Source organism: Streptomyces sp. NPDC025618 (genome assembly GCF_055558795.1).
This window is the reverse complement of the sequence record NZ_JBVHLW010000014.1, coordinates 45,355-64,460: the sequence shown is the minus strand read 5'-3', so window position 1 is coordinate 64,460 and position 19,106 is coordinate 45,355. Positions and strand designations below refer to the sequence as shown.

Annotated in this window: 16 protein-coding genes and 1 pseudogene; 4 read left to right on the top strand and 13 right to left on the bottom strand. The window is 72.1% G+C overall.

The genetic code is table 11. The features are described from left to right. Window positions 1-63: 63 nt before the first annotated feature. The 5 genes from ACZ4A5_RS15140 to ACZ4A5_RS15120 form a co-directional block, all read right to left on the bottom strand. The gene (locus ACZ4A5_RS15140; protein WP_467582823.1) at window positions 64-1,311 is read right to left on the bottom strand and encodes a hypothetical protein; all 1,248 of its coding nucleotides are present in this window, start codon (window positions 1,309-1,311) and stop codon (window positions 64-66) included. Window positions 1,312-1,419: 108 nt separating this feature from the next. Next, complete coding sequence (locus ACZ4A5_RS15135) at window positions 1,420-1,758, bottom strand: hypothetical protein (RefSeq protein ID WP_467582820.1); 339 nt, start codon at window positions 1,756-1,758, stop codon at window positions 1,420-1,422. A 32-nt stretch (window positions 1,759-1,790) separates the two neighbouring features. Next, window positions 1,791-2,060 (bottom strand): hypothetical protein, encoded by a 270-nt coding sequence (locus ACZ4A5_RS15130; RefSeq protein WP_467582817.1) that lies wholly within the window; start codon window positions 2,058-2,060, stop codon window positions 1,791-1,793. A 212-nt stretch (window positions 2,061-2,272) separates the two neighbouring features. Then, window positions 2,273-4,987 carry an aconitate hydratase AcnA gene (gene acnA / locus ACZ4A5_RS15125; RefSeq protein WP_467582814.1) on the bottom strand — a complete coding sequence of 905 codons (2,715 nt, stop codon included), beginning with the start codon at window positions 4,985-4,987 and terminating at the stop codon, window positions 2,273-2,275. Between the two features lie 210 nt (window positions 4,988-5,197). Beyond that, on the bottom strand, window positions 5,198-5,371 hold the full coding sequence (locus ACZ4A5_RS15120; RefSeq protein ID WP_467582811.1) for a hypothetical protein: 174 nt from the start codon (window positions 5,369-5,371) through the stop codon (window positions 5,198-5,200). Window positions 5,372-5,690: 319 nt separating this feature from the next. On the opposite strand from ACZ4A5_RS15120, the gene ACZ4A5_RS15115 reads away from it, so the two are divergent. Together ACZ4A5_RS15115 and ACZ4A5_RS15110 are read left to right on the top strand one after the other, a co-directional pair. Continuing rightward, window positions 5,691-7,220, top strand: a complete 1,530-nt coding sequence (locus tag ACZ4A5_RS15115; protein ID WP_366005277.1) for a helix-turn-helix domain-containing protein — start codon at window positions 5,691-5,693, stop codon at window positions 7,218-7,220. 40 nt (window positions 7,221-7,260) lie between these two features. Next, a complete protein-coding gene (locus tag ACZ4A5_RS15110) occupies window positions 7,261-7,434 on the top strand; it encodes an Rmf/CrpP fold protein (protein WP_467582807.1) in 174 nt (57 codons plus the stop codon). Window positions 7,435-7,442: 8 nt separating this feature from the next. On the opposite strand, the gene ACZ4A5_RS15105 is transcribed toward ACZ4A5_RS15110, so the two are convergent. Next, a complete protein-coding gene (locus tag ACZ4A5_RS15105; RefSeq protein ID WP_467582804.1) occupies window positions 7,443-7,871 on the bottom strand; it encodes a RidA family protein in 429 nt (142 codons plus the stop codon). Beyond that, window positions 7,868-8,992, bottom strand: coding sequence for an acyl-CoA dehydrogenase family protein (locus ACZ4A5_RS15100; protein ID WP_467582800.1), 1,125 nt, complete (start codon window positions 8,990-8,992; stop codon window positions 7,868-7,870). The genes ACZ4A5_RS15105 and ACZ4A5_RS15100 overlap by 4 nt, the downstream gene beginning before the upstream one ends. Window positions 8,993-9,133: 141 nt before the next feature. Here ACZ4A5_RS15100 and ACZ4A5_RS15095 point away from each other — a divergent pair, with 141 nt between their 5' ends. Together ACZ4A5_RS15095 and ACZ4A5_RS15090 are read left to right on the top strand one after the other, a co-directional pair. After that, the gene (locus ACZ4A5_RS15095) at window positions 9,134-10,774 is read left to right on the top strand and encodes an AMP-binding protein (protein ID WP_467582797.1); all 1,641 of its coding nucleotides are present in this window, start codon (window positions 9,134-9,136) and stop codon (window positions 10,772-10,774) included. Beyond that, window positions 10,767-11,606 (top strand): PaaX family transcriptional regulator, encoded by an 840-nt coding sequence (locus tag ACZ4A5_RS15090; protein ID WP_467582794.1) that lies wholly within the window; start codon window positions 10,767-10,769, stop codon window positions 11,604-11,606. Before ACZ4A5_RS15095 ends, ACZ4A5_RS15090 begins: the two co-directional genes overlap by 8 nt. Before the next feature lie 16 nt (window positions 11,607-11,622). Here the strand turns inward: ACZ4A5_RS15090 and ACZ4A5_RS15085 are convergent, their stop codons facing one another. The 6 genes and pseudogenes from ACZ4A5_RS15085 to ACZ4A5_RS15060 all read right to left on the bottom strand — a co-directional run bounded on the left by ACZ4A5_RS15085 (window position 11,623) and on the right by ACZ4A5_RS15060 (window position 19,071). Beyond that, the gene (locus ACZ4A5_RS15085) at window positions 11,623-13,881 is read right to left on the bottom strand and encodes a bifunctional salicylyl-CoA 5-hydroxylase/oxidoreductase (RefSeq protein WP_467582956.1); all 2,259 of its coding nucleotides are present in this window, start codon (window positions 13,879-13,881) and stop codon (window positions 11,623-11,625) included. Window positions 13,882-13,883: 2 nt separating this feature from the next. Then, a complete protein-coding gene (locus tag ACZ4A5_RS15080) occupies window positions 13,884-14,711 on the bottom strand; it encodes an enoyl-CoA hydratase family protein (RefSeq protein ID WP_467582791.1) in 828 nt (275 codons plus the stop codon). 244 nt (window positions 14,712-14,955) lie between these two features. After that, complete coding sequence (gene argF, locus ACZ4A5_RS15075) at window positions 14,956-15,957, bottom strand: ornithine carbamoyltransferase (protein ID WP_398870766.1); 1,002 nt, start codon at window positions 15,955-15,957, stop codon at window positions 14,956-14,958. Between the two features lie 75 nt (window positions 15,958-16,032). Beyond that, the gene (locus ACZ4A5_RS15070) at window positions 16,033-17,289 is read right to left on the bottom strand and encodes an arginine deiminase (RefSeq protein ID WP_467582788.1); all 1,257 of its coding nucleotides are present in this window, start codon (window positions 17,287-17,289) and stop codon (window positions 16,033-16,035) included. A gap of 263 nt (window positions 17,290-17,552) precedes the next feature. Further along, window positions 17,553-18,886 (bottom strand): annotated as a pseudogene (locus ACZ4A5_RS15065) (AAA family ATPase); the annotation flags it as partial. Beyond that, window positions 18,883-19,071 carry a hypothetical protein gene (locus ACZ4A5_RS15060; protein ID WP_467582785.1) on the bottom strand — a complete coding sequence of 63 codons (189 nt, stop codon included), beginning with the start codon at window positions 19,069-19,071 and terminating at the stop codon, window positions 18,883-18,885. The gene ACZ4A5_RS15060 and the pseudogene ACZ4A5_RS15065, both read right to left, overlap by 4 nt. Window positions 19,072-19,106: the final 35 nt, after the last annotated feature.

Sequence of the window (19,106 nt, the reverse complement as noted above, 5' to 3'; positions counted from 1 at the left end):
GCTCATCACCTCAGCTGAACCCCGCGCGGCCCGCGGCCCATGGCTGCGGGCCGCGCCCCGTCCTCACGCGGCGCGGCGGCGGCGCAGGGCCAGGCGCACCAGCGACCGCGCGGGCCGTCCCAGCGCGAGCGCCAGGCCGGCGACGGGCAGGGTGAGCAGCACGATCTGGAGGCACGCCGAGACCGTGCCGAGGACCGGGAAGCCCGCCGTGCCGGCACGCGTCAGCAGGAGACCGGCGGTCCGCCAGTCGGACCTGATCAGCTGGGGCAGGTTGACGAGCACCATGCCCAGCTGGAGGGTGAGGGCCGGCACCAGGAACATGACCCACACCGCGACGACGATCTGCGGCCACCGCTTGAGCGCCCGGAGCCGTTCGTCCTGCGGGCGGCGGAGCACGAAGCGCTTCAGGATGGGCGCGATGTATTTGAAGAGGTCGGGGATGCCGACCAGGTCCGCGACGATGTAATAGCCGTCGAAGCGCAGCGTGGGAAGAAGCTGCTGGATCATCTCCAGGTGGACGGAGAGGATCGCCACCAGGAGCAGCGGGCTGCCCGTCGGCACGTAGAGCGCGAGCAGGCCGAGGACGAACAGCGCGTTGAAATACACGCCGCCCAGGTCGGCCCGGATCCGCCCGGCGCGCCCCAGCCGGTACGAATCGGTGATGTCGGTGTAGAAGGCGGGCCACACCAGATAGATGCCGCATCCCATCGGGCCCGGCCGGGCGCCTCCGTAGCGGCAGGCCGCGCCGTGGCCCATCTCGTGGAACACGCAGGAGGCGATGGCCAGGAGGACGACGAGCAGCACGTCGGCCGGGGAGGAGAGGACCGCCCGCAGCGCGGCTCCGGTGTCCTGGGTCGTCCACAGCCACGTCTCGCCGCCGGCGAACGTGCCGAGAGCGGCGAGCACCGGCACCGGGTGGAACAGCCAGGCGAAGAGGCCGGAGAGGAACCACGTGACGCGCCGCGGCAGCACCGCCAGCCGGAAGCGGAAGGCCAGGAAGGGGTCGCTCTTCAGCGTGGGCGGGGGCGGTGAGCCGTCGCTGTAGGTCGTCAGGCCGAGCGGGACGAGCTTCTTGTCGATGAGGAAGACGATGTGCTCCGCGGTGAAGCCCCGCCCCGTCTCCCTGCTGAGCTGCTCGGCCACGTGCTCCAGGGGCTGCCCGTCGAGCAGGCGGGCGAGCTGGTAGAGCAGCGGCGGCAGGCGCACGACCTGCCCGTCCGGGCGGCAGACAAGGTGGGGCGGCTCACGGTATCCGGAATCCTCGAACTCGCCGACCAGTTCCGTGCCGGGCACCAGCGCGGGCAGTGACATGGGCGCTCTCCGTAGGGGGACAGAGTGCGGGGGAGGACCGGACGCGCCCGGTCCTCCCCCGTGCGTACGGCGCGCGGGTGGCGCGCCGCACGACGGACCGCTATGCGATCAGTGGCTGGAGATGGCCGCCGGGGTGCAGGTCACGTTGGCGGCGGGGTTCTCGGAGCCGAGGCCGAGCGAGCCGAGGAGGCCCGGGGTGCCCTGCCTGTCGATGGACTGGCAGTTGGAGAGGATCGTGGTGCCGTGGTCGCTCGGGGGCACGGCGACGACGCCGCCGCCCGCGGCCGTCGCGGAGCTGCTGCTGGAGCTGCCCGCGCCCGCTCCGGCGCCGCCGCCGTCCGGGTCGCCGAAGCCGAGCGGGGTGGCCATGATGCCCATGACCGTGCGCTCGGGCAGCACCTCCCCCGCCACGTCGTGGAGTTCCTCGAAGCTGATGGTGTTGTCCATTCCATTTCCCTTCCGTTAAGTGCCTGAACGACTCAATGACTGGAGATGGCCGCGGGAATGCACGTCGTCGTATAGCCGGGGTCCCGGGACGCGAGTCCCAGGAAGACGAGGAGCGGAGGACTTCCCGCGTTCTGCCGGTACTGGCAGGCGTAGGCGACCGTCGTGCCGTGGTCGGACTTCACCATGGCCGGATACACCGGCTGGTCGGATCCCGCCGACAGCACACTCGACAGCACGAGCCGCTGGGGAAGCTCCTCGCCCGAAAGGCGCGCGAGCTCCCCGAAAGTGATGGCGGTTCCCATAGAAATTCCCTCCCTGGGGAGCGACATCGTCCCGGCATCGACCCCTTCCGGAGACTAACCAGGAAAGAAATGGCCAACACTTCCCCAACCCCCCTATCACCCTTACGAGTTGGCGTGGCTCGCGAGGTTGCCGAAAACGCGGCGAGGGCCGCACCCCGTACGAAACGGGGTGCGGCCCTCAACCGGCCGTGCGGAAACGCTTACTTGAACGTTTACTTGCGGATCAGCGAGCGCAGCACGTACTGCATGATGCCGCCGTTGCGGTAGTAGTCGGCCTCACCGGGGGTGTCGATGCGGACGACCGCGTCGAACTCCACGCCCGTGTCGGTGGTGACCTTGACCGTGCGCGGGGTGGTGCCGTTGTTCAGCTCCTCCACACCGGTGAAGGAGAAGGTCTCCTCGCCGGTCAGGCCGAGCGACTCGGCCGAGGCGCCCTCGGGGAACTGCAGGGGCAGGACGCCCATGCCGATGAGGTTCGAGCGGTGGATGCGCTCGTAGGACTCGGCGATGACGGCCTTGACGCCGAGCAGCGCGGTGCCCTTGGCGGCCCAGTCGCGGGAGGAGCCGGAGCCGTACTCCTTGCCGGCCAGGACGACCAGCGGGATGCCCTGCTCGATGTAGTTGCGCGAGGCGTCGTAGATGAAGGAGACGGGGGCGCCGTCCTTCGTGAAGTCACGGGTGTAGCCGCCCTCGGTGCCCGGCGCGATCTGGTTGCGCAGGCGGATGTTGGCGAACGTGCCGCGGATCATGACCTCGTGGTTGCCGCGGCGCGAGCCGTAGCTGTTGAAGTCACGGCGCTCGACACCGTGCTCGGTGAGGTACTTGCCGGCCGGGGTGTCGGCCTTGATGGCACCGGCCGGGGAGATGTGGTCGGTGGTGACCGAGTCGCCGAGCTTCGCCAGGACGCGGGCGCCGGCGATGTCGGAGACCGGGGTGGTCTCCATCGTCATGCCCTCGAAGTACGGGGGCTTGCGGACGTAGGTGGACTCGGCGTCCCACTCGAAGGTGTTGCCGGTCGGGATCGGCAGCGCCTGCCACTGGGCGTCGCCCGCGAAGACGTCCTGGTAGGACTTGTTGAACATGTCCTCGCCGATGGCGTTGGCCACGACGTCGTTGACCTCGGCCTCGGAGGGCCAGATGTCCTTGAGGTAGACCGGGTTGCCGTCGGTGTCGGTGCCGAGGGCGTCCTTGGTGATGTCCACCTTCATGGAACCCGCGAGGGCGTACGCGACGACCAGCGGCGGGGACGCGAGGTAGTTCATCTTGACGTCGGGGTTGATCCGGCCCTCGAAGTTGCGGTTGCCGGAGAGCACCGAGGTGACGGCCAGGTCGTGCTCGTTGACCGCCTTGGAGACCTCCTCCGGCAGCGGGCCGGAGTTGCCGATGCAGGTGGTGCAGCCGTAGCCGACGAGGTTGAAGCCGACCTTGTCGAGGTAGGGGGTCAGGCCCGCCTTGTCGAAGTAGTCGGTGACGACCTTGGAGCCCGGGGCCAGGGTGGTCTTGACCCACGGCTTGCGGGTCAGGCCCTTCTCGACCGCCTTCTTGGCCACGAGCGCGGCGGCGACCATGACGTAGGGGTTCGAGGTGTTGGTGCAGGAGGTGATCGCGGCGACGGTGACGGCGCCGTGGTCGATCTCGTAGGTGCTGCCGTCAGGGGCCGTGACCGTGGTCGGGCGGCTCGGCACGCCGTTGGCGGCGGCGGGGGCGTCGGAGGCCGGGAAGGACTCCTCGCCCGCCTCGTCGGCGGTGGAGACGTAGTTGAGGACGTCACGCTCGAACTGGGCCTTGGCGTCGGCCAGGACGATGCGGTCCTGCGGGCGCTTCGGGCCGGCGATGGAGGGGACGACGGTGGAGAGGTCCAGCTCCAGCTTCTCGGAGAAGTCCGGCTCGGCGGCCGGGTCCAGCCACAGGCCCTGCTCCTTGGCGTACGCCTCGACGAGCGCGACCTGCTGCTCGGAGCGGCCGGTGAGCTTGAGGTAGTTCAGCGTCTCGCCGTCGATCGGGAAGATCGCGGCGGTGGAGCCGAACTCCGGCGACATGTTGCCGATGGTGGCGCGGTTGGCCAGCGAGGTGGCGGCGACGCCCTCGCCGTAGAACTCGACGAACTTGCCGACGACGCCGTGCTTGCGCAGCATCTCGGTGATGGTGAGCACCAGGTCGGTGGCGGTGGTGCCGGCCGGCAGCTCGCCGGTCAGCTTGAAGCCGACGACGCGCGGGATGAGCATGGAGACCGGCTGGCCGAGCATCGCGGCCTCGGCCTCGATGCCGCCGACGCCCCAGCCCAGCACGCCCAGGCCGTTGACCATGGTGGTGTGCGAGTCGGTGCCGACGAGGGTGTCGGGGTACGCCTGGCCGCCCCGGACCATGACGGTGCGCGCCAGGTGCTCGATGTTCACCTGGTGGACGATGCCGGTGCCCGGGGGGACGACCTTGAACTCGTCGAAGGCGGTCTGGCCCCAGCGCAGGAACTGGTAGCGCTCCTTGTTGCGGCCGTACTCCAGCTCGACGTTCTGGCCGAAGGCGTCCTTCGTGCCGAACTTGTCGGCGATGACGGAGTGGTCGATGACCAGCTCGGCCGGGGCCAGCGGGTTGATCTTCGCCGGGTCGCCGCCGAGCTCCTTGACGGCCTCACGCATGGTGGCGAGGTCCACGACGCAGGGCACGCCGGTGAAGTCCTGCATGATCACGCGGGCCGGCGTGAACTGGATCTCCTGGCTGGGCTGGGCCTGCGAGTCCCAGTTGCCCAGCGCGCGGATGTGGTCGGCGGTGATGTTCGCGCCGTCCTCCGTGCGGAGCAGGTTCTCCAGCAGCACCTTCAGGCTGTAGGGAAGGCGCGCGGCGCCCTCGACCTTGTCCAGCCGGAAGATCTCGTACGACTCGTCGCCCACGCGCAGCGTGCTGCGGGCGTCGAAGCTGTTCGCCGACACGACAGTCTCCTTCATGCATGAATTCGCGTACTGCGGCAATCCTGCCGTCACGGGTTCGCGCCAATCCGCTAAGGTGTGCCTTAGTTAGGCAAGCCTTACTGGCGCGACAGCGGTACGCCTCTCGGCAGATATCTCGATGTCGAGATAACTCTAGTACATCGCCGCGTCACGGTCATGTCCCGGCTGGCCCCGATACGCCCCGGCAGGCCGTCACCGGTCGTCGTCGGAGCCATCCCGGCCGGCGCGCGAGCCCGCGTCGCCTTCCCGCCTGCCGCGCTGCCGCTCCTGCTGACGCTGGCGCTCCTGGCGCTCCTGCTCCTTCGCGCCGAGCGTCTCCTCCGTCATGTCGTCCACGTACCGCGGGTCGCGTTCCCTGTCGGTCATGCCGGCCCTCCTCGACGAGGTGGATCGGGCGGGCCGGTGAGCCGGTCCCGCCCCGATCAGCGTGGCACGGGGGCGCCGGGGGGCGCATGTCGGGCGGTCGCGGCCGCGCCGGGACGGCCGCCCCGGCGCACGGAGGCGGACCCCCGCTCGCGACGGCGGGCGATGCGCCCGGCGGGTGGGAAAGGAGCGACGGCGGTGTCTGGTCCTCCGTCACATGGGGAAAGCAATGACCGTCAGGAATACGACACAACACAGCAGCTCAGCGGCGGGCGACGACCCCCACAGGAAGAAATCTCATATCTGAGATACCGTCTGACTCATGACAGACGCCTACCTCGCCCGCATCGGCAAGCTCATCCGTGACGCGCGGCAGCACCGCGGCTGGACGCAGTCCCAGCTCGCCGACGCGCTCGGCACCAGCCAGAGCGCCGTCAATCGCATCGAGCGGGGAAATCAGAACATCAGCCTTGATATGATCGCCAGGATCGGTGAAGCGCTGGACAGCGAGATCGTCTCCCTCGGTTACGCGGGACCGATGCATCTGAGGGTCGTCGGCGGCCGCCGTCTCTCCGGCGCCATCGACGTCAAGACCAGTAAGAACGCCTGTGTGGCGCTGCTGTGCGCGACCCTCCTCAACGCGGGCCGCACGACGCTGCGCCGGGTCGCCCGGATCGAGGAGGTCTACCGGATCCTGGAGGTCCTCGGCAGCATCGGCGTCCGGGCCCGCTGGATCAACGACGGCAACGACCTGGAGATCGTCCCGCCCACCGAGCTCGACCTCGCGGCGATGGACACCGAGGCCGCCCGCCGCACCCGCAGCGTGATCATGTTCCTCGGTCCGCTGCTGCACCGCATGGACCACTTCAAGATCCCGTACGCGGGCGGCTGCGACCTCGGCACCCGGACCGTGCAGCCGCACATGACGGCCCTGCGCCACTTCGGCCTCGAGGTCACCGCCACCGACGGCACCTACCACGCGCAGGTCGACCGTTCGGTCGCACCCACCCGGGCGATCGTGCTGACCGAGCGCGGCGACACCGTCACCGAGAACGCGCTGCTGGCCGCGGCCCGCCACGACGGCGTCACCGTCATCCGCAACGCCAGCTCCAACTACATGGTCCAGGACCTCTGCTTCTTCCTGGAGGAGCTCGGCGTCAAGGTCGAGGGCATCGGCACCACCACCCTCACCGTGCACGGCGTGGCCACCATCGACCGGGACGTCGACTACGCGCCCTCCGAGGACCCGGTGGAGGCCATGAGCCTGCTCGCCGCCGCCGTCGTCACCGAGTCCGAGCTGACGATCCGCCGCGTCCCCGTGGAGTTCATGGAGATCGAGCTCGCCGTCCTGGAGGAGATGGGCCTCGACCACGAGCGCAGCCCGGAATACCCGGCGGACAACGGCCGTACGCGCCTGCTCGACCTGACCGTGCGCCCCTCCAAGCTGCGGGCGCCGATCGACAAGATCCACCCGATGCCGTTCCCCGGCCTCAACATCGACAACGTGCCGTTCTTCGCGGCCATCGCCGCCGCGGCGCAGGGGCAGACCCTCATCCACGACTGGGTCTACGACAACCGTGCCATCTATCTCACCGACCTCAACCGCCTCGGCGCCGACGTCAAGCTCCTCGACCCCCACCGCGTGCTCGTCGAGGGACCGACCCGCTGGCGCTCCGCCGAGATGATGTGCCCGCCCGCGCTGCGCCCCGCCGTGGTCGTCCTGCTGGCGATGATGGCGGCCGAGGGCACATCGGTGCTGCGCAACGTCTATGTGATCAACCGCGGCTACGAGGACCTCGCGGAGCGGCTCAACTCGATCGGCGCGCAGATCGAGATCTTCCGCGACATCTAGGACGGCCCGGGCCCGGTGGACAGGAGGGGGAGTGGACCGCGTGGCGACACGTGCCGAGTTGGTGGTGGCGCTCAAGGAGGGCCGGCTGGCCTTCGAGCTCGGGGAGGGGACCGGCGACTGCCCGTACGGGCCCGGGGACCCGCTGCGGGCCGCCTGGCTGCGCGGCTTCGCCGCGGCCCGCGAGGAGCGCGCGGCGGCGGAGGGCGGGAGCTGACGGCCCGGCTACGGCAGGACGGCGATGCCGTCGATCTCGACCAGCGCCGTCTCGTCCCAGAGCCGGGTCACGCCGACGACCGCCATGGCCGGATAGTCCCGGCCCGCGGACCGGCGCCAGACGCGGCCGAGTTCGGCGGCGTGGGCTCGGTAGGCCGCGACATCGGTGGTGTGGACGGTGACGCGGGCGAGGTGGTGCGGCGCGCCGCCGGCCGCGCGCAGGGCGGTGAGGAGATTGGCCAGCGCCCGCGCGAACTGCTCCGGCAGCCCGCCCGCCACCACCCGGCCGTCACCGTCGAGCGCCGTCTGCCCGGCGAGGAACACCAGCCGCCCGCCGGTCGCCGTCACCGCGTGGGTGAAGCCGGAGGGGGGCGACAGCTCGCCGGGGTTGATCCGGCACAGGGCCGCGTCCGGGTCCGGCGGGGGCGGTGGGTTCATCGGTAGAGCTCCTTCGCGATGACGGTGCGCTGGACCTCCGTGGCGCCCTCGTAGACGCGCGGCGCGCGGACCTCGCGGTAGAGGTGTTCGAGGAGGTGGCCGCGCCGCAGCGCGCGGGCGCCGTGGATCTGGACGGCGGCGTCCACCACGTACTGCGCGGTCTCCGTGGCGAACAGCTTGGCCATCGCCGAGCGGGCCGCCACACCGGGCTCGCCCGTGTCGATGGCCGCGGCCGCCGCGTACACCAGGAGGGCCGCGGCCTCGGTCCTGGTGGCCATCTCGGCGAGCTGGTGGGAGACAGCCTGGAGGTCCTTCAACAGGCCGCCGAACGCCTGCCGTCCGCCCGCGTGGTCCACGGCCGCGGCCAGCGCGGCGCGGGCCATACCGACGGCGAACGCCCCCACGCTCGGCCGGAACACCTCCAGCGTGCCCATCGCCACGCGGAAGCCGCCGCCCACCTCCCCGACGACGTCCTCCGGCTCCGCCCGCACCCCGTCGAAGGTGAGCGTGCCGACCGGATGCGGGCTCAGCATCTCCAGCGGGCACCCGCCCAGGCCCGGCCGGCCGCCGGGCACGAGGAAGGCCGTGATGCCCCGGGAGCGGGCGCCGGGGCCGGTGCGGGCGAAGACGGTGTGGAGATCGGCCCCGGGGGCGTTGGAGATCCAGCACTTCTCCCCCGTCAGCCGCCAGCCGCGCCCGTCGGGTTCGGCCCGCAGCTCCAGGGCGGCGGCGTCCGAACCCGCGCCCGGCTCGCTCAGCGCGAACGCGGCGACGGCCCGGCCCGCCACCACCTCGGGCAGCCACCGCGAGCGCTGCGCCCCGCTGCCGTACCGGGCGAGCGGCGCCGCCCCCAGGCCCTGGAGGGCGAGGGCCGTCTCCGCCTCCGTGCACTCCATGGCCAGCGATTCGCGCAGCAGGCACAGGTCCATGGCGCGCACGGGCCGGTCCGCCGGGAAGAGGCGTGCCAGGAGCCCGAGTTCACCGAGGGCGGCGACGAGCGGGCGGTTGACGCGGCCGGGCTCGCCCGCGGCGGCGAGGGGGCGCAGCCGTCGCGCGGCGAGAGCCCGCAGCTCCGCGCACCAGGCGCGCTGTTCCGGGTCGAGGGCGAACGAAGGGGCCACCGGCCGCCTCCTTCCCGGTCCGCTCGGTCACTTATCGCGCTGTGTTGACTGCCGTCACCGACTCGCTACGCTGACAGCGGATCCGTACGGCTGGCAAGACCCCGTCCATCCCATTCCTCGGCACGAGGGGGCGTTCCGGCGATGGAGTTCGAGCCGTCGGCCCACGCCGACACTTTCCCCCGCGACCACCTCCCGCCCGCCGGCCAGTGGCCCGTGCTCCGCTTCGACCTGGCGGACTCTCCCCCGCTGCGCTACCCCGCCCGGCTCAACTGCGGCGCGGAGCTGCTGGACGCGACGGCGGACCGGCTGGGCGCGGACCGTCCCGCCGTGCGCGACGGGGCGGGCGGCGTCTGGTCGTACGGCGAACTGCGGGAAAACGTCGACCGGATCGCCCACACGCTCACCGGCGACCTCGGTGTGGTGCCCGGCAACCGCGTGCTGCTGCGCGGCCCCACCACGCCCTGGCTGGCGGCCTGCTGGCTGGCCGTGATGAAGGCGGGGGCCGTGGCGGTGACCGTGCTCGCCGCGCACCGCCCGCGGGAGCTGGCGACCGTCTGCGAACTGGCCCGGATACGGCACGCGTTGTGCGACAGCGGATCGCTGGCGGACCTGGAACGGGCGTCCGTGTCCTCCTTACGGGTCACGCCGTACGGCGGAAGCACACCCGGCGACCTTCTGCGGCTGGCCGCGGACAAACCCTCATCGTACGCGGCTGTCGAGACCTCCGCCGACGACGTCGCCCTGATCGCCTTCACCTCCGGCACCACCGGACGGCCCAAAGGCTGCGCGCACTTCCACCGGGACGTGCTCGCGATCGCCGACACCTTCTCCGCGCGGGTGCTGCGGCCCCGCCCCTCCGACATCTTCGCGGGCAGTCCGCCGCTCGGCTTCACCTTCGGCCTCGGCGGCCTGGTGGTCTTCCCGCTGCGGGCGGGCGCCTCGACGCTGCTCGCCGACTGGCACGGCCCCGAGCGGCTGCTGGAGGACATCGAACGGCACGGCGTCTCCGTGCTGTTCACCGCGCCGACCGCCTACCGCGCCATGCTCGCCCAGCTGGGCGCCTACGACATCTCGTCCCTGCGCCGGTGCGTCTCCGCGGGCGAGCACCTGCCGGCCGCGCTCTGGCACGCCTGGCGGCGGGCCACCGGCCTGCGGCTCATCAACGGCATCGGCGCCACCGAGATGCTGCACATCTTCATCTCCGCCGCCGACGAGGACGCCCGCCCCGGCACCACCGGAGTGCCGGTGCCCGGTTACGAGGCGCGCGTCGTCGGCGCGGACGGACGGCCCGTGCCGGACGGCGAACCGGGGCTGCTGGCCGTGCGCGGTCCCACCGGCTGCCGCTACCTCGCCGACGACCGGCAGCGCGCGTACGTACGGGACGGCTGGAACCTCACCGGTGACACCTATGTCCGCGAGCCCGACGGCTACTTCCGCTATGTCGCCCGCGCCGACGACATGATCATCTCGGCGGGCCGCAACATCGCGGGCCCCGAGGTCGAGGAGGCGCTGCTGCGCCATCCGCAGGTGCTGGAGGCGGCCGTCGTCGGACGGCCGGACGAGCGGCGGGGCGAGGCCGTCGTCGCCCACGTGGTGCTGCGGCCGGGCGCGCCCCGCACCGCGGAAACCGCGGAGGAGCTCAGGGAGTTCACCAAAAAGGAGATCGCCCCGTACAAGTGCCCTCGCGAGATCGAGTTCCACGATGCCCTTCCCCGCACGCCCACCGGCAAGCTCCAGCGCTTCCGACTGCGTACCGGAGCTTTACAGTTTCCCCGTGACTGACCAGCAACCACCCCACACTCCTCGGTCCCTCATCGTCACTTTCTACGGCGCGTACGGTCGCACCCGCGCCGAACAGCCGGCCGGCCGCACCGTGCCGATCGCGGCACTGATCCGGTTGCTGGCCACCGTGGGCGTGGACGCGCCCTCGGTGCGGTCCGCCGTCTCACGGCTCAAACGCCGCGGGCTGCTCGTCGCGGGGCGCACCCCGCAGGGCACGGCGGGATACGGGCTGTCCGACGCGGCCCGGCAACTGCTCGACGACGGCGACCGGCGCATCTACGGCCGCGCGACCACGCGCCCGGCCTCCGGCTGGCTGCTGGCCGTCTTCTCGGTGCCCGAGCAGGAGCGGCACAAGCGGCACCTGCTGCGCTCCCGGCTGGCCCGGCTGGGCTTCGGCGCGGCCGCGCCCGGGGTGTGGATCGCGCCCGCGCACGTCCACGAGGAGACCCGGCACACCCTGGAACGCCTCGAACTGGACTCCTACGTCGACCTGTTCCGCGGCTGCCACCTCGGCTTCGAGCCGACGGCGGAGGCGGTGGCCCGGTGGTGGGACCTGGAGTCGCTGGCCGGGCGGCACCGCGCCTTCCTGACCGCGCACGAGCCCGTGCTCCACCGGTGGGCACGGCGCCGGACCGTACCGCCGCAGGAGGCGTACCGCGACCACCTGCTCGCCCTGGACTCCTGGCGCCGGCTCCCCTACGCGGACCCGGGGCTGCCGCCGTCGCTGCTCCCGGCGGACTGGCCGGGGGTGCGGTCCGCGCGCGTCTTCGCGGGGCTGCACGCGCGGCTGCGCGCGGCGGGGGCGCGGTTCGTGGACGCGGCTCTGGCATAGGGGAGGTGGACGCGGCCTACGTCCCCCGCCCCGTCGGCGGCCTCCGGCTGCCCGCGCGGTAGGGGGCGGGCCACGGCGCGGAGGCGCCCTCGTAGCCCTGCTCCGCGGCCGCGTGCAGGGTCCAGTGCGGGTCGTAGAGGTGGGGGCGGGCGAGGGCGCAGAGGTCGGCGCGGCCGGCGAGGATCAGGGAGTTGACGTCGTCCCAGGAGGAGATGGCGCCCACCGCGATCACCGGGACGCCCGCCTCGTGGCGGATCCGCTCGGCGAAGGGCGTCTGGTAGGAGCGGCCGTACGCGGGCTGTTCGCCGGGGACCACCTGGCCGGTGGAGACGTCGACGGCGTCGGCGCCGTGAGCGGCGAAGGCGCGGGCGATCCCGACGGCGTCCTCGCCGGTCGTCCCGCCGTCCGCCCAGTCGGTGGCGGAGATCCGTACGGTCATGGGCCGGCCGGCGGGCCAGACGGAGCGGACCGCGTCGAAGACCTCCAGGGGGTAGCGCAGCCGGGCGGTGAGGGTGCCGCCGTAGGCGTCGGTGCGCGAGTTGGTGAGCGGGGAGAGGAAGCTGGAGAGCAGATAGCCGTGCGCGCAGTGGAGTTCGAGGAGGTCGAAGTCCGCGCGGGCGGCCGCTTGGGCACCGCGGACGAACTGTTCGCGGATGACGGCCATTTCCGTGGCGGTCAGGGCGTGCGGCACCTGGTTGACGCCGGGCCGGTAGGGCAGGGCGGAGGGGGCGACGACGGGCCAGTTGCCGTGCGGCAGCGGCTGGTCGATGCCTTCCCACTGGATCCGGGTGGAGCCCTTGCGCCCGGAGTGGCCGAGCTGGACGCCGATGGCCGTGCCGGGCGCCTGGGTGTGCACGAAGCCGGTGATCCGGCGCCAGGCGCTCTCGTGCTCCGGCGCGTACAGGCCCGTGCAGCCGGGGGTGATGCGCCCGCGGGGGCTGACGCAGACCATCTCGGTCATCACCAGCCCGGCGCCGCCGAGGGCGCGGGCGCCGAGGTGGACGAGGTGGAAGTCGCCTGGGGTGCCGTCGACGGCGGAGTACATGTCCATGGGCGAGACGACGACGCGGTTGCGCAGAGTCAGCCCGCGCAGCCGGAAGGGGGTGAACATCGGCGGCGTGCCGGGAGGTATGCCCGCCTCCTCCTCCACCGAGGCGACGAAATCCGCGTCGCGCAGGCGGAGGTTGTCGTGGGTGACGCGGCGGCTGCGGGTGAGGAGGTCGAAGGCGAACCGGCGGGGCGGGCGGCCCACGTGGACGGCGAGGTCCTCGAACCATTCGAGGCTGGCGCGGGCGGCCCGCTGGGTGGACTCCACGACAGGTCGGCGCTCGGCCTCGTACGCCGCGAGGGCCTCGGTGACCGGGGTGTCGCCCTGGAGGTGGGCGGCGAGGGCGACGGCGTCCTCGACGGCGAGCTTGGTGCCGGAGCCGATGGAGAAGTGGGCGGTGTGGGCGGCGTCGCCGAGGAGCACGGTGTTGCCGTGGGACCAGCGGGCGTTGGTGACCGTGCGGAAGGCGGTCCAGGAGGAGCGGTTGGCGCGCAGGGGGCGGCCCTGGAGGAGGCCGGCGAAATAGGCGCCGCAGCGTTCGACGGAGGTGGCCTCGTCGCAGCGGTCGAGCCCGGCGCGCCGCCAGACCTCCTCGCGCATCTCGACGATGACGGTGCTCGCGCCGGGCCTGTCGCCGGTGGGGCGGGCGTAGGGGTAGGCGTGGAGCTGCATCAGCCCGTGCTCGGTCTCGGCGATCTCGAAGCGGAAGGCGTCGAGCGCGAAATCGGCGGAGAGCCAGATGTAGCGGCAGCGGTGTGTGGTGAGAGCGGGGTGGAAGTATTCGCGGTGGGAATCGCGTGTGGTGCTGTGCACCCCGTCGGCGGCGATGACGAGGTCGTGGGAGCGGGCCAGTTCCGCGGCGGGCGGCGCCTCGGTACGGAAGCGGAGGTCGACGCCGAGCTCGCGGCAGCGGGCGTGGAGGATCTCCAGCAGCCGGTGGCGGCCGAGGGCGGCGAAGCCGTGGCCGCCGGAGGTGAGGGTGCGGCCGCGGTGCACGATGTCGATGGCGTCCCAGCGGACGAACTCCTCGCACAGGGCGGCGTGGACGGCCGGGTCGGCGGTCTCGATGCCGCCGAGCGTCTCGTCGGAAAGGACGACCCCGAAGCCGAACGTGTCGTCGGGGGCGTTGCGCTCCCAGAGGGTGATCCGGCGGTCGGGGGCGAGACGTTTCAGCAGGGCGGCGGCGCCGAGGCCGCCGGGGCCGCCGCCGATGACCGCGACCCGCATGCTCACCGCCCGCGCCAGACCGGTGGCCGCTTCTCGGTGAACGCGGCGTGGAACTCGGCGTAGTCGGCGCTGTTCATCAGCAGCGCCTGGGTGGCGGCGTCGAGCTCGACGGCCGCGGCGAGGGGCATGTCGAGCTCGGCGGTGAGCAGGGCCTTGGTCTGGGCGTGGGCGAGGGCGGGTCCGGCGGCGAGGCGGTGGGCGAGCGACCGGGCCGCCGCGGCGGCGCCGCCCTCCTCGGTCAATTGGCTGATGAGGCCGATCCGTTCGGCCTCCTCGGCGCGTACGGGCTCGCCGAGCATCAGCAGCCGGGTCGCGTGGCCGAGGCCGACGACGCGGGGCAGGAGATAGGCGGCGCCCATGTCGCCGCCGGAGAGGCCGACCCTGGTGAAGAGGAAGGCGAAGCGGGCGGTGGGGTCGGCGACGCGGAAGTCCGCGGCGAGCGCGAGGACGGCGCCGGCGCCCGCCGCGACGCCGTGCACGGCGGCTATCACGGGGAACGGGCACTCGCGCAAGGCGCGCACGACCTGTCCGGTCATCCGGTTGAAGTCGAGGAGGCTGCCGGTGTCCATGGCCAGGGTGGCGCCGATGATCTCCTCGACGTCTCCGCCGGAGCAGAAGCCGCGGCCCTCGCCGCCGAGGACGAGGGCCCGTACGCCGCCGTCGCGCGCGAGCTCGGGCAGCAGGTCGCGCAGGTCCGCGTAGGCGCCGAAGGTGAGGGCGTTGAGCTTGCCGGGGCGGCAGAGGGTGACGGTGGCGACGCCGGCGTCGACCTCCAGGCGCAGGTGCTGCCATTTCGCGGTGCGGGGGGCGGAGCCGGTGAACGGGGCCATGGGGCGGACTCCTTCAGCCAGAGGGCTGGTGCCTGCTCCGTGAAGTTATCACCGTGCTGTGACTGTCGTCACGGGTACGCGATAGGGCAGGCCGCTGCCCCTGCTTCTGGGTGCGGGTCTCTTTCCGGCCCCGCACCGGGGGTCCGCCCCGGGCCCCGCGACACGACTTGCCGCGTTGTCCTCAAACGCCGGACGGGCTGGATTCACCGACCGTGACTTCAGCCCCGCGGCCCGGTGCGTGAATTCAGTCCGCCAGCGTCGCCACCAGGACCGCCTTGATCGTGTGCATGCGGTTCTCCGCCTGGTCGAAGACGACCGAGTGGCTCGACTCGAAGACCTCGTCGGTCACTTCCAGCGACGTCAGGCCGTGGCGCTCGTGGATCTCGCGGGCGACCGTCGTGCCGAGGTCGTGGAAAGCGGGCAGGCAGTGCAGGAACTTCACCGCCGGGTTGCCCGTGGCGCGCAGCACGTCCATGGTGACGGCGTACGGCGCCAGCAGCGCGATCCGCGCGTCCCAGACCTCCTTGGGCTCACCCATGGACACCCACACGTCGGTGGCGACGAAGTCCGCGTCGCGCACGCCCTCGGCGACATCCGCGGTGAGCGTGAGGCGCGCGCCGCTCTTCGCGGCCAGCCGACGGGCCTCGGCGATGACCTCCGGGGCGGGCCAGAGGTCCTCCGGCGCCACGATGCGGACGTCCATGCCGAGGATCGCACCGGTGATGAGGTAGGAGTTGCCCATGTTGTAACGGGCGTCGCCGAGATAGGCGTAGGCGACGTGCTCCAGCGGCTTGGCCGTCTGCTCGGACATGGTCAGCACGTCGGCGAGCATCTGGGTCGGGTGCCACTCGTCGGTGAGCCCGTTGAAGACCGGCACCCCCGCGTACGCCGCGAGCTCCTCCACCACTTCCTGGCCGTGGCCGCGGTACTCGATGGCGTCGAACATCCGGCCGAGGACCCGGGCGGTGTCCCGGACGGACTCCTTGTGGCCGATCTGCGAACCCACCGGGTCGAGGTAGGTCGTGCGGGCGCCCTGATCGGCGGCGGCGACCTCGAAGGCGCAGCGGGTGCGGGTGGAGGTCTTCTCGAAGACGAGCGCGATGTGCCGGCCCTGGAGGCGCTGCTCCTCGACGGCCGTCCGCTTCGCGGCCTTGAGCTCGGCGGCGAGCTCGACGAGACTGCGGAACTCCTCGGCGGTGAAGTCCGTTTCCTTGAGGAAGTGACGTCCCTTGAGGTCTGTCGCCATGGGATGGGCTCCTAGCTCACGACTGCGGGAAATCGGAAGTATATACGACTGATCGCATGCGTATGCGGTGGCGTCTCAGCTCCGGCCGACCGCGTCCCGTTCGATGGGGCAGCTCATGCAGCGCGGCCCGCCCCGGCCGCGGCCGAGCTCGCTGCCGGGGATGGTGATGACCTCGATGCCGTGCTTGCGCAGATAGGTGTTGGTCGTCGCGTTGCGCTCGTAGGCGACCACCACGCCCGGCTCGATCGCCAGCACGTTGCAGCCGTCGTCCCACTGCTCCCGTTCCGCCGCGTGCACGTCCTGCGTCGCGGTCAGCACCCGGATCGAGTCGAGGCCGAGCGCGGCGGCGATCGCGCGGTGCATGTGCTCCGGCGGGTGGTCGGTGACCTTGAGCTCGCGCTCGCCCACCCCCGGCTCGATGGTGTACGAGCGGAGCATGCCCAGCCCCGCGTACTGAGTGAAGGTGCCGCCGTCCACCATCGTCATCACGGTGTCCAGGTGCATGAACGCGCGCCGCTTCGGCATGTCCAGGGCCACGATCGTGCGGGCGGAGCCGGTGGCGAAGAGCCGGTGGGCGAGCATCTCCACGGCCTGCGGGGTGGTCCGCTCGCTCATCCCGATCAGCACCGCGCCCGCGCCGATGACGAGCACGTCACCGCCCTCGATCGTGGACGGGTAGGCGGCCTGCCCCTCGGACCAGACGTGGAAGCCGCTCTCCTCCGCTCCCCGGTCGAAGCCCGCCGCGAACAGCGGGTGATGGCGGTAGATGGCCTCGTAGTGCACGGTCTCGTGCCAACGGGCGGGCCAGCGCATCGCGTTGACGCACACCCCGTCGTAGATCCAGGCGGAGGTGTCCCGGGTGAAGAGGTGGTTGGGCAGCGGGTTCAGCAGGAAGTCGTCCAGGTCCATCGCGTGGAAGCGCACCGAGACCGGCTCCGGGTAGCGCTCCAGGAACTCCCGCTTGGTCATCCCGCCGACCAGCCAGGAGCCCAGCTCGGGGGCCCGCATCCCCTCGAACGCGGCCCGCAGCCGGCCGGTGGCGAGCGGCCCGTACTCCTTCTCGTCGAAGACCCGGTCCAGCACGTGGGAGCGCGCGCCCGGCACCGCCAGGCTCTCCTCCAGCAGGTCCTGGAAGAAGTGCACCGCCACCCCGCGCTCGCGCAGCACGTCGGCGAACCCGTCGTGCTCCGCGCGCGCCCGCCGCACCCAGAGCACGTCGTCGAAGAGGAGCGCGTCCTTGTTGGACGGGGTCAGCCGCTTGAGCTCCAGACCCGGGCGGTGCAGTATGACGCGGCGCAGCCGTCCGGCCTCGGAGTCGACATGGAATCCCATCCCTCCATCCTGACCTGGATCACCCGAGATCACGCGGTGCACCACGACGGAACATCACCGCGGCGACCAGGGCACCCGCGGCCACGACCGCGGCGACCACCCAGCCGGCCCGCAGGGGGGCGGGGCCGGCGGGCCCTTCAGCGGCCACCGCAGCGGGGCTGTGAAGCACGCGGCACGGGAGGGCGGTGCCGCCGCGCTCCCCCAGCAGCCGCACGATCCTCCCGGAGAGGCCGAGACTACGAGGACGGCGCAGGGCCGGTGCGACGGCGGTCCGCCCCGCCCGGCGCTCCGGCGGCGAGCGGCCGCGTCGGCTCGCACCAGACGCGCTCGGCGGGTACGTCCACGAGCTCGCGCTCGGGCCAGCGCAGGGCCGTCATCCTGCCGCCGAACACGGCTCCCGTGTCGAGGCAGATGGTGTTGTTCAGCCAGTCGGCCGAGGAAGTCGGGGTGTGGCCGTAGACCACGGTGGCGCGGCCTCGGTAGTCCTCGGCCCACGGACGCCGCACCGGAAGGCCGTACTCGTCGGTCTCCCCGTCGTGTCGCCCCACAGCGCGTGTGCGCGGACCCTGCCGGACGCGCGGCCGTGATACTTCTCCGGCAGCCCGGCATGGCAGACGACGAGGGCGCCGCCGTCGAGGACGTAGTGGCTGATCAGGGATGCGACGAACTCCCCGGCCCGCTCGCGGAACCCCTCGTCCTCCCGGTCGAGCTGCTCGACCGTCGCGGCCAGACCGTGAGCGATCTTGACCTTGCGGCCCTCCAGGTAACGGCCGAGCTTGTGCTCGTGGTTCCCGGACACGCACAGCGCGTGTCCGGCGGCGACCATGCCCATGACCAGGCGCAGCACGCCGGGGCTGTCCGGCCCCCGGTCGACGAGGTCGCCGACGAAGACGGCCGTACGCCCCTCCGGGTGCGAGGCGTCCACCGGGCGGCCCGCCTCGTCGCGGGTGAGGGCGTAACCGAGCCGGGTCAGCAAGGTCTCCAGTTCCGAGCGGCAGCCGTGGATGTCACCGAAGATGTCGAACGGGCCGGTGAGGTGACGCAGGTCGGTACGGCGGCGCTCGCGGACGACCTCGGCGGACTCCGCCTCGGCCACGCTCCGCAGAACGTGCACCGCGCGGAACCCTTCCCGCTCCAAATGTGCCAACGAGCCGCGCAGTTCGCTCCGGTGGCGCTGGATGACGGGGCGCGGGAGGGCGGCACGCTCCGGGCGGGAGACGTTGCGGGCGACGCAGACGTCCTCGGGCATGTCCAGGACGATCGCGACGGGCAGTACGTCGTGCTCACGTGCCAGCCGTACGAACTGCCGACGGCTCTCCGGCCGGACGTTGGTCGCGTCGACGACGGTGAGCCGCCCGGCCGCGAGGCGCTTGGCCGCGATGTACTCCAGCACGTCGAACGCGTCGCCACTGGCGCTCTGATCGGTCTCGTCATCAGCGACCAGGGCGCGGCAGAAGTCCGAGGAGAGCACCTCGGTGGGCGCGAAGTGCCGCGCGGCAAAAGTGGACTTTCCCGACCCGGTGGCGCCGACGAGCACCACGAGGCAGAGGTCGGGCACAGCGAGGCGGACACTGTCGTCCGTGGCGTTCGCGGTCATGCGGATCTCGCCTCCGGAGGCCGTCCGGCCGTGCGGCGCTCGGCGGTGGCCTCTGGGTGGAGGACATGAGCGACACCGCGCGGGGCCGGGTACCGCTGCGTCTTGCCGGGGTGGTTGTGCGGCAGGAGCACCCGGGCGGTGGCCGGGACCTCCGTGGCACCTGTGGTGCTGATCGTCGGGAACACACCATTGAGTATCACCGCATTCGCACGGACACCCC

Coding starts and splice junctions, on each gene's coding strand:
- ACZ4A5_RS15140 (WP_467582823.1), bottom strand. CDS start 1,311: ATGTCACTGCCCGCGCTGGTGCCCGGCACGGAACTGGTCGGCGAGTTC.
- ACZ4A5_RS15135 (WP_467582820.1), bottom strand. CDS start 1,758: ATGGACAACACCATCAGCTTCGAGGAACTCCACGACGTGGCGGGGGAG.
- ACZ4A5_RS15130 (WP_467582817.1), bottom strand. CDS start 2,060: ATGGGAACCGCCATCACTTTCGGGGAGCTCGCGCGCCTTTCGGGCGAG.
- ACZ4A5_RS15120 (WP_467582811.1), bottom strand. CDS start 5,371: ATGACCGACAGGGAACGCGACCCGCGGTACGTGGACGACATGACGGAG.
- ACZ4A5_RS15115 (WP_366005277.1), top strand. CDS start 5,691: ATGACAGACGCCTACCTCGCCCGCATCGGCAAGCTCATCCGTGACGCG.
- ACZ4A5_RS15105 (WP_467582804.1), bottom strand. CDS start 7,871: ATGAACCCACCGCCCCCGCCGGACCCGGACGCGGCCCTGTGCCGGATC.
- ACZ4A5_RS15095 (WP_467582797.1), top strand. CDS start 9,134: ATGGAGTTCGAGCCGTCGGCCCACGCCGACACTTTCCCCCGCGACCAC.
- ACZ4A5_RS15085 (WP_467582956.1), bottom strand. CDS start 13,881: ATGCGGGTCGCGGTCATCGGCGGCGGCCCCGGCGGCCTCGGCGCCGCC.
- ACZ4A5_RS15080 (WP_467582791.1), bottom strand. CDS start 14,711: ATGGCCCCGTTCACCGGCTCCGCCCCCCGCACCGCGAAATGGCAGCAC.
- argF (WP_398870766.1), bottom strand. CDS start 15,957: ATGGCGACAGACCTCAAGGGACGTCACTTCCTCAAGGAAACGGACTTC.
- ACZ4A5_RS15070 (WP_467582788.1), bottom strand. CDS start 17,289: ATGGGATTCCATGTCGACTCCGAGGCCGGACGGCTGCGCCGCGTCATA.